15 protein-coding genes and 1 pseudogene are annotated in these 16,458 nt (G+C 45.4%); 8 read left to right on the forward strand and 8 right to left on the reverse strand.

Annotated elements, in window-relative coordinates:
• Positions 1 to 60: 60 nt before the first annotated feature.
• The 3 genes from OTK50_RS09250 to OTK50_RS09260 all read right to left on the reverse strand — a co-directional run bounded on the left by OTK50_RS09250 (position 61) and on the right by OTK50_RS09260 (position 2,717).
• On the reverse strand, positions 61 to 282 hold the full coding sequence (locus tag OTK50_RS09250; protein ID WP_007408043.1) for an alpha/beta-type small acid-soluble spore protein: 222 nt from the start codon (positions 280 to 282) through the stop codon (positions 61 to 63).
• A gap of 80 nt (positions 283 to 362) precedes the next feature.
• Entirely contained in the window at positions 363 to 1,568 is a 1,206-nt protein-coding gene (gene thiI / locus OTK50_RS09255) for a tRNA uracil 4-sulfurtransferase ThiI (RefSeq protein WP_007408042.1), read from the reverse strand.
• 3 nt (positions 1,569 to 1,571) lie between these two features.
• Positions 1,572 to 2,717, reverse strand: a complete 1,146-nt coding sequence (locus OTK50_RS09260) for a cysteine desulfurase family protein (RefSeq protein ID WP_045208492.1) — start codon at positions 2,715 to 2,717, stop codon at positions 1,572 to 1,574.
• Positions 2,718 to 2,910: 193 nt separating this feature from the next.
• Between OTK50_RS09260 and brnQ the strand changes: the two genes are divergently transcribed.
• Complete coding sequence (gene brnQ, locus OTK50_RS09265; RefSeq protein ID WP_045208494.1) at positions 2,911 to 4,251, forward strand: branched-chain amino acid transport system II carrier protein; 1,341 nt, start codon at positions 2,911 to 2,913, stop codon at positions 4,249 to 4,251.
• A 113-nt stretch (positions 4,252 to 4,364) separates the two neighbouring features.
• Here brnQ and ezrA read toward each other — a convergent pair whose 3' ends face one another.
• Positions 4,365 to 6,056, reverse strand: a complete 1,692-nt coding sequence (gene ezrA, locus OTK50_RS09270; RefSeq protein WP_007613114.1) for a septation ring formation regulator EzrA — start codon at positions 6,054 to 6,056, stop codon at positions 4,365 to 4,367.
• 195 nt (positions 6,057 to 6,251) lie between these two features.
• Here ezrA and hisJ point away from each other — a divergent pair, with 195 nt between their 5' ends.
• Positions 6,252 to 7,064 (forward strand): histidinol-phosphatase HisJ, encoded by an 813-nt coding sequence (gene hisJ / locus OTK50_RS09275; RefSeq protein WP_224223731.1) that lies wholly within the window; start codon positions 6,252 to 6,254, stop codon positions 7,062 to 7,064.
• Here hisJ and refZ read toward each other — a convergent pair.
• Complete coding sequence (gene refZ / locus OTK50_RS09280) at positions 7,054 to 7,677, reverse strand: forespore capture DNA-binding protein RefZ (RefSeq protein ID WP_007408038.1); 624 nt, start codon at positions 7,675 to 7,677, stop codon at positions 7,054 to 7,056. The genes hisJ and refZ overlap by 11 nt on opposite strands.
• A gap of 125 nt (positions 7,678 to 7,802) precedes the next feature.
• Between refZ and OTK50_RS09285 the strand changes: the two genes are divergently transcribed.
• The gene (locus tag OTK50_RS09285; protein WP_007408037.1) at positions 7,803 to 8,285 is read left to right on the forward strand and encodes a GAF domain-containing protein; all 483 of its coding nucleotides are present in this window, start codon (positions 7,803 to 7,805) and stop codon (positions 8,283 to 8,285) included.
• 34 nt (positions 8,286 to 8,319) lie between these two features.
• Here the strand turns inward: OTK50_RS09285 and OTK50_RS09290 are convergent, their stop codons facing one another.
• Positions 8,320 to 10,068, reverse strand: coding sequence for a sensor domain-containing diguanylate cyclase (locus OTK50_RS09290; protein ID WP_224223732.1), 1,749 nt, complete (start codon positions 10,066 to 10,068; stop codon positions 8,320 to 8,322).
• 290 nt (positions 10,069 to 10,358) lie between these two features.
• On the opposite strand from OTK50_RS09290, the gene rpsD reads away from it, so the two are divergent.
• Both rpsD and OTK50_RS09300 read left to right on the forward strand, forming a co-directional pair.
• Positions 10,359 to 10,961 carry a 30S ribosomal protein S4 gene (gene rpsD / locus OTK50_RS09295; RefSeq protein ID WP_003152406.1) on the forward strand — a complete coding sequence of 201 codons (603 nt, stop codon included), beginning with the start codon at positions 10,359 to 10,361 and terminating at the stop codon, positions 10,959 to 10,961.
• 253 nt (positions 10,962 to 11,214) lie between these two features.
• Positions 11,215 to 12,585 (forward strand): aldehyde dehydrogenase, encoded by a 1,371-nt coding sequence (locus OTK50_RS09300; RefSeq protein ID WP_224223733.1) that lies wholly within the window; start codon positions 11,215 to 11,217, stop codon positions 12,583 to 12,585.
• Positions 12,586 to 12,721: 136 nt separating this feature from the next.
• Here the strand turns inward: OTK50_RS09300 and OTK50_RS09305 are convergent.
• Positions 12,722 to 13,279 (reverse strand): annotated as a pseudogene (locus OTK50_RS09305) (SMI1/KNR4 family protein).
• 555 nt (positions 13,280 to 13,834) lie between these two features.
• On the reverse strand, positions 13,835 to 15,025 hold the full coding sequence (hmpA, locus tag OTK50_RS09310; protein WP_221663844.1) for an NO-inducible flavohemoprotein: 1,191 nt from the start codon (positions 15,023 to 15,025) through the stop codon (positions 13,835 to 13,837).
• A gap of 236 nt (positions 15,026 to 15,261) precedes the next feature.
• Here hmpA and OTK50_RS09315 point away from each other — a divergent pair, with 236 nt between their 5' ends.
• From OTK50_RS09315 to OTK50_RS09325, 3 genes are all read left to right on the forward strand, one after another.
• The gene (locus tag OTK50_RS09315; protein WP_007613133.1) at positions 15,262 to 15,489 is read left to right on the forward strand and encodes a hypothetical protein; all 228 of its coding nucleotides are present in this window, start codon (positions 15,262 to 15,264) and stop codon (positions 15,487 to 15,489) included.
• A gap of 181 nt (positions 15,490 to 15,670) precedes the next feature.
• Entirely contained in the window at positions 15,671 to 16,180 is a 510-nt protein-coding gene (locus OTK50_RS09320) for a type 1 glutamine amidotransferase domain-containing protein (RefSeq protein ID WP_007408760.1), read from the forward strand.
• Positions 16,181 to 16,322: 142 nt separating this feature from the next.
• The gene (locus OTK50_RS09325; RefSeq protein ID WP_007408761.1) at positions 16,323 to 16,451 is read left to right on the forward strand and encodes a hypothetical protein; all 129 of its coding nucleotides are present in this window, start codon (positions 16,323 to 16,325) and stop codon (positions 16,449 to 16,451) included.
• Positions 16,452 to 16,458: the final 7 nt, after the last annotated feature.

Consider the following 16,458-nt stretch of genomic DNA (forward strand, 5'->3'; position numbering starts at 1 on the left):
ATACTCATGAAAAAAGAGCGGGGAATTCCCCGCTCTCTTAGCCATTATGTGAAGTTGTGATTAAAACTGCTGCTGGCTGCTTCCGCCCATGCTTTGCTGAGCAAAAGAGACAAGACGTTTTGTGATTTCTCCACCGACAGAACCGTTAGCGCGAGAAGTTGTTTCCGGTCCAAGGTTTACACCGAATTCAGAAGCGATTTCATACTTCATTTGGTCGATAGCTTGAGCAGCGCCTGGCACTAAAAGCTGGTTGCTGTTTCCGCTGTTTGATTGTTGTGACATGTGTATCACCTCCTTGTGAGTATAGAATGTGATAAAACACATGTCTTCATTCAAAAAAACTTTGGTAATTGTATACAGTTTTAAAACAGGCCGGCAAACTTATCGTGAGCTTCCTGCTCTGAGTAAACAGTGATGGTTTCGATGCCGGCAGCGGCCTCTGCAATCAGCGGTTCAAAATCAACGAAGCTTTCGAAGTGCTCGATTTTTTCTTTTTTCGGGCGTGTTTTCGGACTTGGCGGCGTAAAGATGGTGCAGCAGTCCTCAAACGGCTGAATGCTTGTTTCATACGTACCGATTTCTTTTGATTTCTCGATGATTTCTGTTTTGTCCATTCCGATTAAAGGGCGCAAAATCGGCGTTGCCGTCACGGCATTGATCGCATACATGCTTTCAAGCGTCTGGCTCGCTACCTGCCCGAGGCTTTCTCCCGTAATGATCGCGAGCGCTTTTCGTTCTTCTCTGATTCTGTCCGCGATTTGCAGCATAAGACGCCGCGTCGCCGTCATCGTATAGTTCTCCGGGATTTGTTTTTGGATGAGTTCCTGCGTCTTTGTAAACGGCACGATATGAAGTGTCATACTGCCGCCGAACTTTGCGAGGCATCCCGCGAGATCCATGACTTTCTGCTTTGCACGTTCACTCGTATACGGCGGACTGAAGAAATGTACGGCTTCAACAGATAATCCCCGTTTCATCGCGTAAAAACCGGCGACCGGACTGTCAAAACCGCCGGAAAGCATCAGCATCGCTTTACCCGCGGAACCGACAGGAAGGCCTCCGGCGCCTTTTTCGTTACGAATAGTCAGGAATGTCGCTTCCTCCCTGATTTCAATCCGAAGCGGAATATCGGGATGTTTCACATCGACGGTTAATCCATCCGTGTTTTTCAAAATATGGCCGCCGATTTCAGCGTTCATCGCATTCGTATCTAATTCAAACTGCTTGTAAGCCCGTTTGGTCTCTACCTTAAACGTATTCCCCGGTTTATATTCGCCTTCTATCGCGGCTAAAGCCGTTTTTTTAATGTCTTCCAGCTTGCTTTCGCATTTAATTGCGAGACTAAAGCTTTGAATGCCGAATATATTCTTTAATAAGGAACAAATTTCCTCCGGGTTTTCTCCATTAAGTGTAATTGACATCCGGTCCCGGTTTGAAAAGTATTTTACTTTTTTATAATCCTTTAATACCAGGCGGATATTCTGTTTTAATCTTTCAATAAAACTGCGTCTGTTTTTTCCTTTTGTGGATATTTCACCAAAACGGATTAAAATATGATCGTAATTCATATGCTACCTCATCATTTTTTTTAGTTTTTGAACAGCCGGCGCCAGCGCGGCCATAAACGGCTCCGTGATGTCAGCCGTATGGCTGAAGTTCAGGCTGACTCTGATGCTGCTTGATGCAATCTGTTCGCCTTTATTCATTTTCAGAAGAACACGGCTCGGTTTGTGCTCTCTTGCCGAACATGCCGCGGTTGTGGAGACATATATTGCTTTTTCCTCAAGCATGTGCAGCAGCACTTCCGCCTTCACGCCCGGAACGGAAAAATTAATGATATGCGGCGCGCTGTTTTCGGCGGGAGTATTGATGACGACCCCGTCCGTCCCGCTCAGCCTTTCCATGAGCGCATTCTTGGCAGCCTCCATGGAAGAAAGCCGCTCGTTCATGTCACGCGCGGAAAGATTGATCGCCTTCGCAAGGGAAACGGCGCCTGCCGTGTGTTCCGTTCCGGCGCGGACGCCTTTTTGCTGCGAGCCGCCCGTTATAAGCGGAATGAGCCGCGTTCCTTTTTTGACGATAAGCGCTCCGGTTCCTTTTAAGCCGTGAAACTTATGCCCTGAAACGGTGCAAAGGTCAATGCCCGCTTCTTCTATAGACAGAGGAACTTTATGAATGCCCTGCACATGATCAACATGAAACAGAATATTCCGGTGCTGCTTCAAAAACCCGCCGATTTCCTTTACGGGCTGAATGGAGCCGACTTCGTTATTGACATGCATGACGCTGACGATTATCGTATCCGGCCTGATAGCCGATTTGACGTCTTTCAAAGAAACGAAGCCGTTTTGATCGGCCGGAAGATATGTGACTTCAAAGCCGAACAGCTCTGTCAGCTGATCAAGCGTCTCCGTCACAGAAGGATGCTCAATCGCCGAAGCAATGATATGTCTTCCTTTACTCATGTTTGCCCAGGCTGCTCCCTTTAACGCCGCGTTATTCGCTTCAGTCGCGCCTGATGTAAATACAATATCATAATTTTTTAAACGCAAGGTTTTTTTTATTTGCTGAGCGGCCGCTTCAAGGAGCTGTTCCGTCTCAGTTCCTAACTGGTGCAGAGACGAAGGGTTGCCGAAATAACGGCTGCTCGTCTGTTTATACACTTCCAAAACCTCTTCATACGGCTCGGTCGTTGAGCTGTTGTCTAAATATATCATTTTTTTTACTCCTTTAATGAAAACGGTACATCGTATGATATTTATGCTACCATAACAAAAGTAAATATAAATTCGCAATAAATCGAGTATTGACTTCTCTGTACATTGCCATATAATAAGTAATGTTCGTCTTGTTATATTATCTGACAATTAATTGACAGAATATTTCAACATAGTATTTAGGAGGATTTTTATGAAACACTCACTACCTGTCAAAGATACCGTTATTATCGGTTTCATGCTTTTCGCACTTTTTTTCGGGGCAGGAAATATGATATATCCGCCGGAGCTCGGGCAAGCGGCGGGGCATAATGTCTGGAAAGCGATGGGCGGTTTCTTACTGACCGGCGTAGGTCTGCCGCTTTTGGGTATTATCGCCATCGCATTAACGGGCAAAGACGCAAAAGGGCTTGCCGATAAAGCTCATCCGGTATTCGGGACTATTTTCACCGTTGTGCTTTATTTATCAATCGGGCCGCTTTTCGCGATTCCGAGAACCGGAACCGTTTCATATGAAATCGGTGCAGTTCCGTTTTTAAGCGGCATTCCGGAAAGATTATCTTTATTTGTTTTCACGTTGATCTTTTTTGCTATTACGTATTATTTAGCTCTTAATCCTTCCAAAATCGTTGACAGAGTCGGAAAGATTTTGACTCCTATTAAATTCGGTATTATTTTAATCATCGTCGTAAAAGCCATTGTCACTCCGATGGGCGGACTGGGCGCCGTACATCAGGCATATTCCGGAACGCCGGTGTTCAAAGGATTTTTGGAAGGCTATAAAACAATGGACGCGCTCGCCTCAATCGTCTTCGGCGTCGTTGTCGTCAACGCTGTTAAAAGCAGGGGCGTCACCCAGCGTAAAGCGCTCGCGGCCGCTTGTATTAAAGCGGGTCTGATTGCAGCGGCAGGTTTGACATTCATTTATTTATCTTTGGCCTATTTGGGAGCGACAAGCACGGACGCTGTGGGGCCGCTCGGCGAAGGCGCAAAGATTTTATCAGCTTCATCCGATTACCTGTTCGGTTCACTGGGAAACATCGTTCTCGGCTCTGCCATCACCGTTGCGTGTTTAACGACAAGCATCGGGCTTGTCACATCTTGCGGCGAATATTTTTCAAAATTGATTCCCGCTTTATCATACAAAATGGTGGTTACGATTGTCACGCTGTTCAGTCTGGCGATTTCAAATTTCGGACTTGCTGAGATTATTGCATTTTCAGTTCCTATTTTATCAGCGATTTACCCGCTGGCGATTGTCATTATCGTCCTTTCCTTTATTGATAAAATCTTTAAGGAAAGACGGGAAGTCTATATCGCCTGCCTGATCGGAACGGGGCTGTTCAGTATCTTGGACGGTTTGAAGGCAGCAGGCATTCCGCTCGGATCATTAGATTCATTCTTAAACGCAAATCTTCCGCTTTACAGCATGGGAATCGGCTGGGTGCTTCCGGGCATTGCCGGAGCGATCATCGGCTGCATCATCACGTTTTTTACCAGCCCGCCCATCGAATTAAATAAAGCAAAATCGTAACATTCAGCGCTTGCGGCTTTACGTATATCAGCCGCAGGCGCTTTTTATATTCCGTGAGAAACTAAAAAACTGCACCTCTGATTTCCATCAGGGTGCAGTTTTTGCTTGTGCGTCTATGAAGCAGATTGATCAGCTTTAATTTTTTTCACGGCGCCGGGAGCTGCTTTTTCAACAGCATCTGCCGCCATCTCATAAGCTTCATTATAGCTGTAAGCGTAAAACAGCCGTTCCGCTTCTTTCAGCTGTTCGGATAAAATATGATTCTGGCTTCGGAAGCGGTTGCCGTACTGGATGATCCGCTCAATCAGCTTCACCTGAATCACAAGATCTTCCGCCTCTTCGCTGACTTCCTCAACCGCCTTTTCGGCTTCAGCCAGATGTTTGGCGGCTTCCTCCATGTTCAGCGGCAGCACTTCCAATTGGCTGACGGTTTCTTCTATATGATGATTTGCCGTCTCGAGCTTGTCCTTGACTTGTTCAGGAATTCCCGGCACGTTGCTTTTTTGCAGCATTCGGGCCGTGTCAGAAATGGTTTTCCGAAGATGCATCAGCGTTTCCCGCGCCTGCAGTTCTTCTTTTCTGAGCGCCTGCAGATTTTCACGGTATTCGGCATGTTCTTTCTGAGCCTCTTCCATCTGCTTTTCGATGGCCTCGACTTCTTCAATCAATAGAGAGTAAGCGACATGCTCACCATCAAGCTTTTCTCTCGCCTGCTCAAGGAGCCGGCCGATCGTTTCCAGCTGTTTTTCGAAGGCATGCTGTCTGCCGATTTCACCCGCCGTCAGCTGATAGCTTTCCTTGACGAGCTCCGTTTCGGTTTTTGTGCGGTCTTTTTCTTCCTCAAGCTTCTCATACGCGATGATCAGCTCAGGCATTTTGCTTAATACGGACTGTCCGGCTTCCACTTCGCCTTCCAGCTGGTCATACATCGATTGAATGGTTTCATCAATCAGCTGAAGAATGGCGGACGCTTCGTCGACATCCAATTCTTCCAAAAGCGCGTTTTCGGCCCGTTTCAATTGATTTGTGAGTGTATCCAGCTCTTTTTCGATTTGAATATGCTCCAATTTGTAGCCTTTTTCCGTCATTTCCCGGTAGCCGTCTTTCAGCTTGGCAATTTGGTTCGGCACGGTCTGTTTACAGTCCGCAAGCAGTTTCGGAACGTCATCTATGTATGTCTGAAGCTGATCCAGTCTGCGGTCCTGTTCAAGCAGCACTTTTCTCGCTTTGATGTAATTGCCGCTTTCCGTCTCTTCTTCGAACTCTTTTATGCCGCTCCAGATTTCGTCGAGATCCGTCTCCAGGCTGTTATAAAGCTCTCCGTAGAGATGGCTGTACGCCAGAAGGTTTTTTCGCGCTTTTGAATACCGCTCACGCACCTGTTCAATCTCTCCGCGGCTTTTTTCCTCGCTCGTCACAAGGTCGCTGATCTCACGCAGTATGCCTTCTATATTTGATTCGGCTGCAGTGAGAAGGTCGTCGATGTGGACAAGCACCTGATTCGCTTTTTTAAACCGGTATTTGTCGGCGTTCTCTTCGGCATCATAAAGGAGCTCTTCTACTTTCGGCAGATGGGCTGTGACAATTTCATCCCACTCTTCGCGCCATCTTTCAAAGAACTCTTCCGTCTCTCCGGTCATTTTCAGATGTTTGATCTTGGACATTTCTTCCACTATCGAACGGTTTAAAATTTCAATCTTCCATGACTCCAGCCGGTCAATTTCCGTATAAATTTTTTTCCTGAAAAAGTAGCCCGCCGCAAAGAGCGCGAGCAGTATAACCAATAATCCGATGACTAACTCCATAATGAGCCCCCTTGTTGTTCTCTTAATCTGTCAGGGTGTTTTATGTATTCAGAAAGATTTCAATATATGTATTGAGAAAATCTGTCGTTTTCATTGTTATTATGATACCATGTAACCAACATTTTTTGATCAGAAATCAAAAACTTTTTGCATAATTTCGGCAGGATTCTGCAATTTTTTAATGGAGTGACACAAATGGAAAAACGAGACGCTCATATCCACACGCCTTTTTGCCCTCACGGCTCGAAGGATGCGCTGAAACAATATGTCGAAAAGGCCCTGGAAAGAGGCTTTGACTCGATCACATTTACAGAGCACGCCCCCCTTCCTCCGTCATTTCAAGATCCCGTACCGCTTCAGGACAGCGCGATGGATCTCAGACAGATGGAGGTTTATTTGGAGCGGCTGTCACACCTGAAAAAGGAATACGATGGACAAATCAGCATTCTGACTGGGCTGGAAACCGATTTTATCACAGGGTATGAAGAGGAAACCGCGGCGTTTCTGAACACGTACGGCCCCTCACTGGATGACGGCATTTTATCCGTTCATTTTTTGAAGACCGGTCCGTCTTATATATGCCTGGATTTTGACGAGCACGCCTTTCAGCAGCTTGCCGACCGCTTCGGAAGCGTTGAAGCCGTATATGAACAATACTATGAAACTGTGTATTCTTCCATTGTAACACCGCTCGGCCCCTTTAAGCCAAAACGGGTCGGCCATATCACGCTCGTCAAAAAATTCGCGCGCCTTTTCCCTTACAGCATGTCACCTCAAATAAGAGAGCTTGCGGCCCGCTGTCTTGACGCCGTGAAAGAACACGGAATGGAGCTGGATGTGAATACATCCGGGCTCAGAAAGAAATTTGCCGGGGAAGTATACATGGAGGATTGGATGGCTGGGACGGCGAAGCAAAAAAAAATCCCGCTCATATTCGGGTCGGACGCCCATCAAGCGGAAGATGTCGGCAGTTCCTACGAAACGTACAAAAGCATCATTACTTCATAAGCGCCGCATCAGGCCGTCGGAACACGCTTTCGATCCAGATCTTCACCTCTTCAAAATACCTTTTATAAAAGTACGGTTCATGAGGCTGCATATAGAGCACCTCCGTAATGTATTGGGGCTGAAGATACGGCATCATCAAGAGGGATTTCAATTGCAGAATAAAATGCGGCACGGGCAGCGTCAGCCGTCTGTGGCGTGACTGCCCTTCTTCAATCACCAGCTGGAAAATATATTTTTCTTTCATTAAGTAAGTAGACATAATTTCCCTGATCAGCACGGAATCAATCGTCACTTCCCGGTACACAAACCGCGTTAATTGACGGTTATCGTGCTGATAGGATAAAATATCGAAAATCACCCGCAGGATGCGTTCCTGCGCGTCTTCACCGTTCATACTGACGGCGGCTTTTTCCAGCGCTTCAGTATAGCCTTCGTAAAACTCGGAAACTAAATGTTCCATTAATCCGCCTTTCCCTTTAAAATAGTAGGAGATGTGCGCAACATTTACATCAGCTGACTTTGCGATTTCACGGACGGACGTGCCGGAATAACCTTTTTGGTTAAACAGCTGGACAGCGGCGTTAATAATTTTGTCTTTGGTGCTTACTTTCATACGGCTCACCCCTTTATGTGTAACAATTCAAGCAGAAAGGCGCCGTTCCTGTAAGAACTTCTCGACAAATGCCGGCAGAACGGCCGGAACTTTGTTTGATATTATAGAAAAAGTGAGGGTTTTCCATGTTTCATGTCGAAAAACAATCCGGAGATAAAGAAAAAAGTTATCAGCTTCTGCTTAAACAGCTCGAAGCCATGACAGAGGATGAAACGGATGCGATCGCAAATTACGCGAATGCGTCAGCGCTTTTATACCATTCATTACATGAAGTCAACTGGGCGGGGTTTTACTTCGCTAAAGAGGGCGAGCTCGTGCTCGGACCGTTTCAAGGACTTCCTGCCTGTGTGCGCATTCCGTTCGGCAGAGGCGTATGCGGCACTGCCTACTCTAATGGCGACGTGCAGCGGATTGCCGATGTGAATGCGTTCCCGGGACATATCGCCTGTGACGCGGCTTCCCAGTCAGAAATCGTCCTCCCGATCCGCGTAAACGGTGAAGTGATCGGTGTGCTGGACATTGACAGCCCCGTGAAAAACCGTTTTGATGAAACGGACGAAACCTATTTAGCAAAGTTTGTTGAAACGCTTGAAAAACGATTAGGATAAAAAAAGGAGCCCGGCCGGCAGGCCGGCTCCTTTTTTATGTCGTCGTGCTGTTTTGATGGATGATCAGCCGGTTTTTGCCGTTCCGTTTTGCGATATAAAGCGCCTCGTCCGCTTGCTGAACGAGCATTTTCAACGGCATCGGGCCTGTCTTTGACCAGCAGGAAACACCGCAGGAAATCGTCACGCGCGGCTCGGTGTTTTCCCGGATGGCGCGAACAAGCCTTTTAGCGATGCGTTCTCCGGATGACACGTTGATATTCGGCAGATACACAGCCAGCTCCTCGCCCCCCCACCTCGCAGCGACATCATGCTCACGAATATGGTTTTTCATAACGGAGGCCACCTGAATCAGGATCGAATCTCCCGTTTGATGACCGTATGTATCATTAATGGTTTTGAAATTATCGATATCAACGAGGATGAATACACCCCGTTTATGAATTTTCATGCTGTATTGAATTTTCTCATCCAAATAGGTTCTTGAATACAGCTCCGTCAGCTGGTCTGTCTGAACAAGATGCTCAAGCCTGTCGCGCAGCATGGAGTTCGTGACCGCCAATGTCGCATGGTGAATGAGCGCTTGAAAAAGCTTATACATTTCAAACGTAAAAGCATACAAATCCTTTTTCAATAAAATCGCGAACCCGAAGACGGTGTCATTTTCGATCATCGGCACCGCCATCAGCGAGCCGTAGCCGTTTTCGCCGAATACAGTCTTTCCGCTGCCGATAAACACGCCCTTTTCTCCCTCGAACAGCTTTTCTTTCACAATGCTGATATAGGGGTTCGCACGTTCTGTCTTAAAAAAAGCGGTATGTCCCGGAAGCAGATTTTGCGTCTCAAAATGATCAATATGAAAAAAAGCCACTTCTTCCGCATGAAACGATTGGGTCATAATAGCGGCGAGCTCCCGCATCGTATCAGTGAGTCTGAGGCGCTGATTCAGCTGGCGCGATGTTTCATTAATGAGCTCCAGATTCGCAATGCTTTTTTTCGATTGCTCATAGAGCTGCGCATTTTCAAATGCTTTTCCCGCTGCGCCCGCAAGCAGCAGCATTTCACTGAGAGTACTGCACGAAAGAACGGCATCCTGCAGCCCCTCCGTCTTCAGAACCCCGTAAGTCCCCTGCTGGCCTTTGATCGGCAGATAAGCAGATGACCTGCCTTTTCTGAGCAGTCTCCCCGATAAATAAACCTTCTGGGCAGACGGATCGGCATCTTTTCCGTCCATATGTAATTCTTTTGCGGGAAGCTGTCTGTCCGTATCCTGATCCTGCGTGATAAACAGTGAAAAACGGAAAGACCGGAAAGCCGTACTCAAACTTGCCTGCAGTTTTTCCAAAACCTCATTTTGGTCTAAAAGCGAATGGAACATTTCTGTCATTCTGTGAATTTTCCGCTGATGCTTCGTTTTGTCAAACAGCCCGCTTTGTCTCACAGATTGATTAATAAACTGAGTAACGATCTCAGGCAATGATTCCGGGATCGGCAGCCCGCCTTCCGAGCGCAGATAAAAGGATCTGCCGGACGTCTGATTCCTGATCATAAAACGGCCGTCACTCTCTTTCAGCGGAGCATAATGCGGTTCATCTTCTGTTTTTATGGTGAAACGTGTTGATTCTGCCGGTGAAAGGGTCAATGAAAGAGATGTAAAGCAGGATTCTAGAGCTGAGGCCAGCCATAACAGCGAGTCGGATAATGAGACGGATTCAGATTTCGTTAAGAAAAAAGAAAGCATTTTCTGATGAAAGGCCGTCACTTCATCAATTGTTTGTTTTTTCATTTTTATCACCTAAACATGTACTACTCATTTTTGTACATTATATCATAAACCGGCACTCTTCATGGAGAAATGGTTGACGGCGGCGGGGAAAAATCATATAATGTTCTTTGTGTGAAATATTGCAGCCTTTTTGTTCAGCTTCTGTGTTTGCATTTTGTTCCTTAGCTGTAAGGTGTATCGTGTAACTCTCTGCTGCTGGAGCGAGGATACATGAAAACAAAATGTGCACGGTCGGATCGAACAGACGGTTTTTATTTTCCACAAAATAAAACCAAAGGAGGAGTCACATTATGGCTCGCTATACAGGTCCATCTTGGAAACTGTCTCGCCGTTTAGGAATCTCTCTTAGCGGTACAGGTAAAGAATTAGAAAAACGCCCTTACGCACCAGGTCCCCACGGTCCGGGACAGCGTAAAAAACTATCAGAATATGGTTTGCAATTGCAAGAAAAGCAAAAACTTCGTCACATGTACGGTGTAAACGAACGTCAATTCCGCACATTGTTTGACAAAGCTGCAAAAATGACTGGTAAACACGGCGAAAACTTCATGATTCTTTTAGATGCACGTCTTGATAACGTTGTGTACAAGCTCGGTCTTGCGCGCACTCGCCGTCAAGCTCGCCAATTAGTTAACCACGGTCACATCCTTGTTGACGGAAGCCGCGTTGACATTCCGTCTTACCAAGTAAAACCTGGTCAAACAATCGGTGTTCGCGAAAAATCAAGAAACCTTTCTATCATCAAAGAATCTGTAGAAGTAAACAACTTCGTTCCTGAGTACCTTACTTTCGACGCTGAAAAGCTTGAAGGTACATTCACTCGTCTTCCAGAGCGCTCTGAGCTTGCTCCGGAAATTAACGAAGCGCTTATCGTTGAGTTCTACTCCCGTTAAGTAAAACGCTCTTTAAAGAGCATTGGATTAAACCCCGGACATGTTGTGAGGACAATGTTTCCGGGGTTTTTCTTTTGGGCTGTCAGAATAATGGGCAGATGCTCCCTCTCTTTATTAAAAAAGCCCCTGTCCGGGGCTTTTTTTATGTGCCTACTGGCTTTTCAGCTACATGTACATTAGAAAACCCCATTTGACAAGCAGAAGCGATTTTTTACATAATAAATCACCATACCTTACAAAAAGGAGAGACGAAATGAACAGCATCCCCTCTATCGTCAGCAAGCACAAAGCCTATTTTGCGGCGGGGCATACGAGACAGCTAGAATCGAGACTGAACATGCTGCAAAAGCTGAAACAAGCCATCAAAACACAAGAAGCCGATATAACAGCCGCTCTCTATCAGGATCTCCATAAATCCGAACAGGAGTCGTACACGACAGAAATCGGAATTGTACTGGAGGAAATCAGTTTTGTGATGAAGCGGCTGGGAAAATGGATCAAACCGAAACGAGTCAAAACGCCTCTGACTCACCTAGGCTCGAAAAGCATCATTATCCCTGAGCCATATGGAACCGTTTTGGTGATTGCGCCTTGGAATTATCCCTTGCAGCTGGCGCTTTCACCCTTGATTGGAGCCATTGCGGCCGGAAACACAGTCGTTCTTAAACCGTCAGAATACACGCCGGCGGTTTCCGCTGTTCTTTCCAAACTCATCAGCAGCGTTTTTCCGAGTGACTATGTCGCTATGGCGGAGGGCGGGCCCGACGTCAGCACTGTGTTATTACAGCAGCCCTTTGACTATATTTTCTTCACTGGAAGCGTTGCCGTGGGAAAAATCGTCATGGAGGCCGCCGCCAAACAATTAATTCCCGTTACCTTGGAGCTCGGCGGCAAAAGTCCCTGCATTGTCCATAAGGATGCTGATATACAGCTTGCCGCCAGACGCATCGTCTTCGGGAAATTTACAAATGCAGGGCAAACCTGCATCGCACCGGATTATTTATTTGTCCACCAAGATATCAAAACGAAGCTCACAGAAGAAATGAAGCGTGCGATCAGTGAATTTTACGGCCCTCAGCCTGAACAAAATCCGCAGTACGGCAAAATCGTCAGTGAACGCCACTATCAGCGGCTGCTCAGCTTTCTGAATGATGGCGTCCCGCTCACAGGCGGACAATCTGATCCCGCTCATCATAAAATTGCGCCGACCATTCTCGAACAAGTGAGGGATGACTCTCCAGTGATGCAGGAGGAGATTTTCGGGCCGATTCTTCCGCTCTTTACATACCGTGATATCGGGGAAGTCATCGAGAAAGTCCAATCGCGCCCAAAGCCGCTCGCCCTGTATCTCTTCACAACAAACAAAGGAATCGAGCGAACTGTTTTAGAGAATCTGTCGTTTGGCGGCGGCTGTGTCAATGATACGTTAATGCACGTCGCGACACCGTATTTGCCATTCGGCGGCGTCGGGGAAAGCGGCATCGGCAGCTATCACGGATTTGACAGCTTTAACACGTTTACGCACAAAAAAAGCGTCGTCAAACAAACGAACCGCTTCGACTTCGCTTTCCGTTATCCTTCTTCCAAAAACGGGCTGCGAATGATTAGGAAAATACTTAAATAAAAAGCGCAGAGTATCTGCGCTTTTTATAAATCCTCTATACACCAATTAATCGGTTCGCCTTCCAAATTAAACCTATTTTTAAAAGTTCAAATCGAAGTCTAACAGCAAAAATGAACCAACCCAACTGTAGGAAAGGTTAATCCTCATCACCCTGGTGAGTCCTATAATAATTCTCAGCAGTATAGATATTCCATTCCCAAAAACTTGATCCCTGAGATAAAATATACCTATCTAAGAATATCTCAAAATTAAGTTGCATTGGTTAATACTCAATAAATCCGCGGAACCATAAATAGTTTGGATCTGTGGACATTTTGGTGTTGTCAATTAACAAATAACATCCGTCTAACAGATGTGCGACAGGAATAAACTGAGGCTCTAAAAAACCATTTTGCATATACTTTTCAATCTCTTCTACATTAAGAATATGCAAACCCCCACCCACATTCTCACCGTAAATCAACAAATCAAATATTCTGGCTCCGTTATGCAATTTTAAAAAGGTTTTATAATCTTCAGGAAGTGAGACTTTTATTTTCTTCTCAAAACTCTCAATCTCCAGATCTGTTGCACCTTTAAAGAAAGTACATTCTGTTTCTAAAAGAGCTCCTTCATTCCCTAAAATTTTCAAGCGGCCTTTTTCATCAATTAATTCTTTTAGCCCTTGAAGCGTTTTTTCAACAAAAACTGCCATTGAGCCTCCTCTTACTTATTAATATTTATCCCACCAAGGATTTAATAGGTTTTGGTGCATATCACGAGGGAGAGGATACAAATTATTAAAATTATTCTTTCCCCCATACTTTAGCGGAAGCACATGGTGAATATCGAATGAACTCCAATTCCACTTTGGATCACCGTATGTGTCGATGTACTTCTTGAATAGTTACCTCGATCCGTTCTGCTATTTCATTTTTCTCTTTTATCGACAGGTACAACCGGGAAATTTGCTTTAGCCGGTAAAGGCATTGTTTTTTTGCTGTGAGTATTTATTATCTCTGGATACAGCATTGCTATTTTATTCGCAAGAGCAGGAGCCAATGTTCCAGTTGAAGTATCAGGAAGTGAACCTTTCCATCCGGCTACCGAAGTATGTTGGGACATAAAAAACTTTGTCTTTTTAGGATAATACGACTTTGAATATGATTTACCTGCTTGAAAATACTATAGACTGGAATGAGAAGGACGTTTAAACATATAAAGACAGTCTGTTAAACAGACTGTCTTTTCTTGTTATGATTTTGCTGCGTCACACCATACTCAGCTGCGGTTCAAATAATTCATAGTGAATGGATTCCGGCGGTGTATTGAATTCAGAAATCAGCTTTTTCATTTCTTTAATGAACGACGGTGATCCGCACAGGTAAAAATCAGCATCTTTATCTGTCATCACTTCTTCTAACAGCTGTTTGTCAATCCGGCCTTCCCGAAAACGAATGTTTTCTGAACGGTCTTGTTCGGACGGCTCGCTGTAAATAAAGAGGGTGTCAACGGATGAGTGTTCCGCGGCTTCTTCAGCTTCGTGCCGCAACGCATGATACTCTCCGCTCCTTGCCGCATGGATAAAGAGAACGTTTCGCTGCGGCTGGGTTTTGGCAACCGTCTTTAACATGCTGATCATCGGAGTAATTCCGACACCGGCACTGATGAGAACCAGATTCTTTTTGGAATCAGGGTCTAATACGAAATCCCCGGCCGGAGCGCTGATCTCAATTGAATCCTTTTCGTGTAATTGGTCATGCAGATATGAGGAAACAACCCCTTCTTTTTTCACGGAAATCCGGTAATAATCCTTACCGGACACGTCGGATAAGCTGTACTGGCGGATATGCGTATAGCCCGTGTCCGGAATGTATACTTTTACACTGATATACTGCCCCGCTTTGAATTCGGGGAGAACTTGTCCGTCTTCCGGTTTTAAATAAAACGACGTTATCTCTTTGCTATCTTTTACCTTTTTATCAATTGTAAACGCCTTATAGTCTTTCCAGCCGCCTTTTTGCGTTTCCGCTTGTTCGTACATGTCCTTCTCAATTCCGATAAAAGCGTCTGCAATGACGCCGTATGCTTTTTCCCATGCCTGAATGACCTCAGGAGCGGCCCCGTCTTTTAGCACATCCTTTATCGCGATTAACAAGTATTTTCCAACGATTGGGTAATGCTCGGGCTTAACACCGATACTCCGGTGTTTATGGCTGATTTGTTTGACGACGGGAACGATGTTTTCCAGCCGGTCAATATTGGCTGCGGCCGCAATCACAGCATTCGACAAGGCCGTACGCTGTGTTTTTTTCTTTTGATTCGTCTGATTAAAGATATTCAGCAGCTCAGGGTGATGCTGAAACAGCAGGTCATAAAACCGGCCTGTGATTTCTTCACCATGCTCTTCTAAGACCGGCACTGTGCTTTTAATGATTTCAATCGTTTTTTCATCGAGCATTCTGAAATCCCCCTAAAGATGTATGCATCTCGATTGACCTGAGAAAAGAATCGTTTTTGAATTCTTTTTTATAGATTTCCCCGCTCAAAAAGGGTTAGCCATTCCAATTTGAGGCGGATTCAGGAAAAACCAGAAAAACGAAATTGCATATGAAAAATTGTGGACTTGCCATGGGGTACTTGTCCGATGCAAAATCCCCCTTTTCAGCATTTAATAAAGTACGGGAGGTGAGATGAATGGGTAAAAAATCGAAAGTGTATTACTGTGACCCTAAGTATATTGTGACTGACAAGTATACTGACAAAGAAGTGGTTTACGTCCATCCCATCAAACACATTAACAGAGAGCATATCCGTTATGTTCCCCGCCACGTGTATCAGGAGGAAACAATTCACGAAGTCATTGATCCGGGCGATCCGGGGAAATGCGGGTGTAAAAAGAATAAAAAAAGACACAAAAAGTAATTGGTTCGATTTCTTGCCTTATCTCAGGTTAAACACGTAAGTTTCAGCAGACCTCCGTACCTTTTGGCTCCTCTTTTTCAGAGGGGTCTTTTTTTCATGCCGTATCTTCAAGCAAATACGTTGTGAGGCGGCAATCCGCCTGATATTCTTGTCATATACAAACTCACAGGAGGCATGATGTATGAGCAAAAAAATCGCAGTTCTGATGACAGATCAATTTGAGGATATTGAATATACAAGCCCGGCGGAAGCATTTAAAGAAGCGGGCCACAGTGTGGTGACAATAGATTTGGAAGCAGGGAAAGAAGTGACGGGCAAGCACGGTGAGAAAGTAAAGATCGATCAAGCGATCTCAGACGCAGACGCCAAGGAATTCGATGCGTTATTGATTCCCGGAGGCTTTTCACCGGATCTTCTGCGCGGAGATGACCGCCCGGGTGAATTCACTAAAGCATTCGTGGAAAATCAGAAACCCGTTTTCGCAATCTGCCACGGCCCGCAGCTGCTGATTGATACCGACCTTCTTAAAGGAAAAGATATCACGGGATTCCGCAGCATCCGCAAAGACTTAATCAATGCCGGCGCACATTATAAAGATGAAGAAGTCGTCGTGAGCCATAACATCGTAACGAGCAGAACACCTGACGATTTGGAAGCCTTTAATCGTGAATCATTGAACCTGCTGAAATAAGAGAAAAAAGCACAGACCCGTTCAGTCTGTGCTTTTTTATGGACTCTTAAAGAAACACCGTTCGTTTAGACCTATTCTCCGGCCCATCCATAATAAGTAAAATAAAGAGAGGATGTTTTAAAACCCGACGGGAGGTTCACTTATGTGGATGATCATTTTGCTGCTTATCATTTTAATCGGTTTTACCGGTAATATCGTCTCGCTTTTGAGAGCGCAAAAACACGCATCTCAAAGAATAATTGAGCTTTTAGAAAAGCAAAGCCGAAAATAATCTGTTA

The sequence above is a fragment of the Bacillus sp. NEAU-CP5 genome, assembly GCF_026420705.1.
Taxonomy (GTDB): domain Bacteria; phylum Bacillota; class Bacilli; order Bacillales; family Bacillaceae; genus Bacillus; species Bacillus velezensis.

Coding starts and splice junctions, on each gene's coding strand:
- ezrA (WP_007613114.1), bottom strand. CDS start 6,056: ATGGAGTTAGTCATCGGATTATTGGTTATACTGCTCGCGCTCTTTGCG.
- OTK50_RS09315 (WP_007613133.1), top strand. CDS start 15,262: ATGGGTAAAAAATCGAAAGTGTATTACTGTGACCCTAAGTATATTGTG.
- rpsD (WP_003152406.1), top strand. CDS start 10,359: ATGGCTCGCTATACAGGTCCATCTTGGAAACTGTCTCGCCGTTTAGGA.
- hisJ (WP_224223731.1), top strand. CDS start 6,252: ATGGAAAAACGAGACGCTCATATCCACACGCCTTTTTGCCCTCACGGC.
- hmpA (WP_221663844.1), bottom strand. CDS start 15,025: ATGCTCGATGAAAAAACGATTGAAATCATTAAAAGCACAGTGCCGGTC.
- thiI (WP_007408042.1), bottom strand. CDS start 1,568: ATGAATTACGATCATATTTTAATCCGTTTTGGTGAAATATCCACAAAA.
- OTK50_RS09290 (WP_224223732.1), bottom strand. CDS start 10,068: ATGAAAAAACAAACAATTGATGAAGTGACGGCCTTTCATCAGAAAATG.
- OTK50_RS09325 (WP_007408761.1), top strand. CDS start 16,323: ATGTGGATGATCATTTTGCTGCTTATCATTTTAATCGGTTTTACCGGT.
- OTK50_RS09260 (WP_045208492.1), bottom strand. CDS start 2,717: ATGATATATTTAGACAACAGCTCAACGACCGAGCCGTATGAAGAGGTT.
- OTK50_RS09250 (WP_007408043.1), bottom strand. CDS start 282: ATGTCACAACAATCAAACAGCGGAAACAGCAACCAGCTTTTAGTGCCA.
- brnQ (WP_045208494.1), top strand. CDS start 2,911: ATGAAACACTCACTACCTGTCAAAGATACCGTTATTATCGGTTTCATG.
- OTK50_RS09285 (WP_007408037.1), top strand. CDS start 7,803: ATGTTTCATGTCGAAAAACAATCCGGAGATAAAGAAAAAAGTTATCAG.
- OTK50_RS09300 (WP_224223733.1), top strand. CDS start 11,215: ATGAACAGCATCCCCTCTATCGTCAGCAAGCACAAAGCCTATTTTGCG.
- OTK50_RS09320 (WP_007408760.1), top strand. CDS start 15,671: ATGAGCAAAAAAATCGCAGTTCTGATGACAGATCAATTTGAGGATATT.
- refZ (WP_007408038.1), bottom strand. CDS start 7,677: ATGAAAGTAAGCACCAAAGACAAAATTATTAACGCCGCTGTCCAGCTG.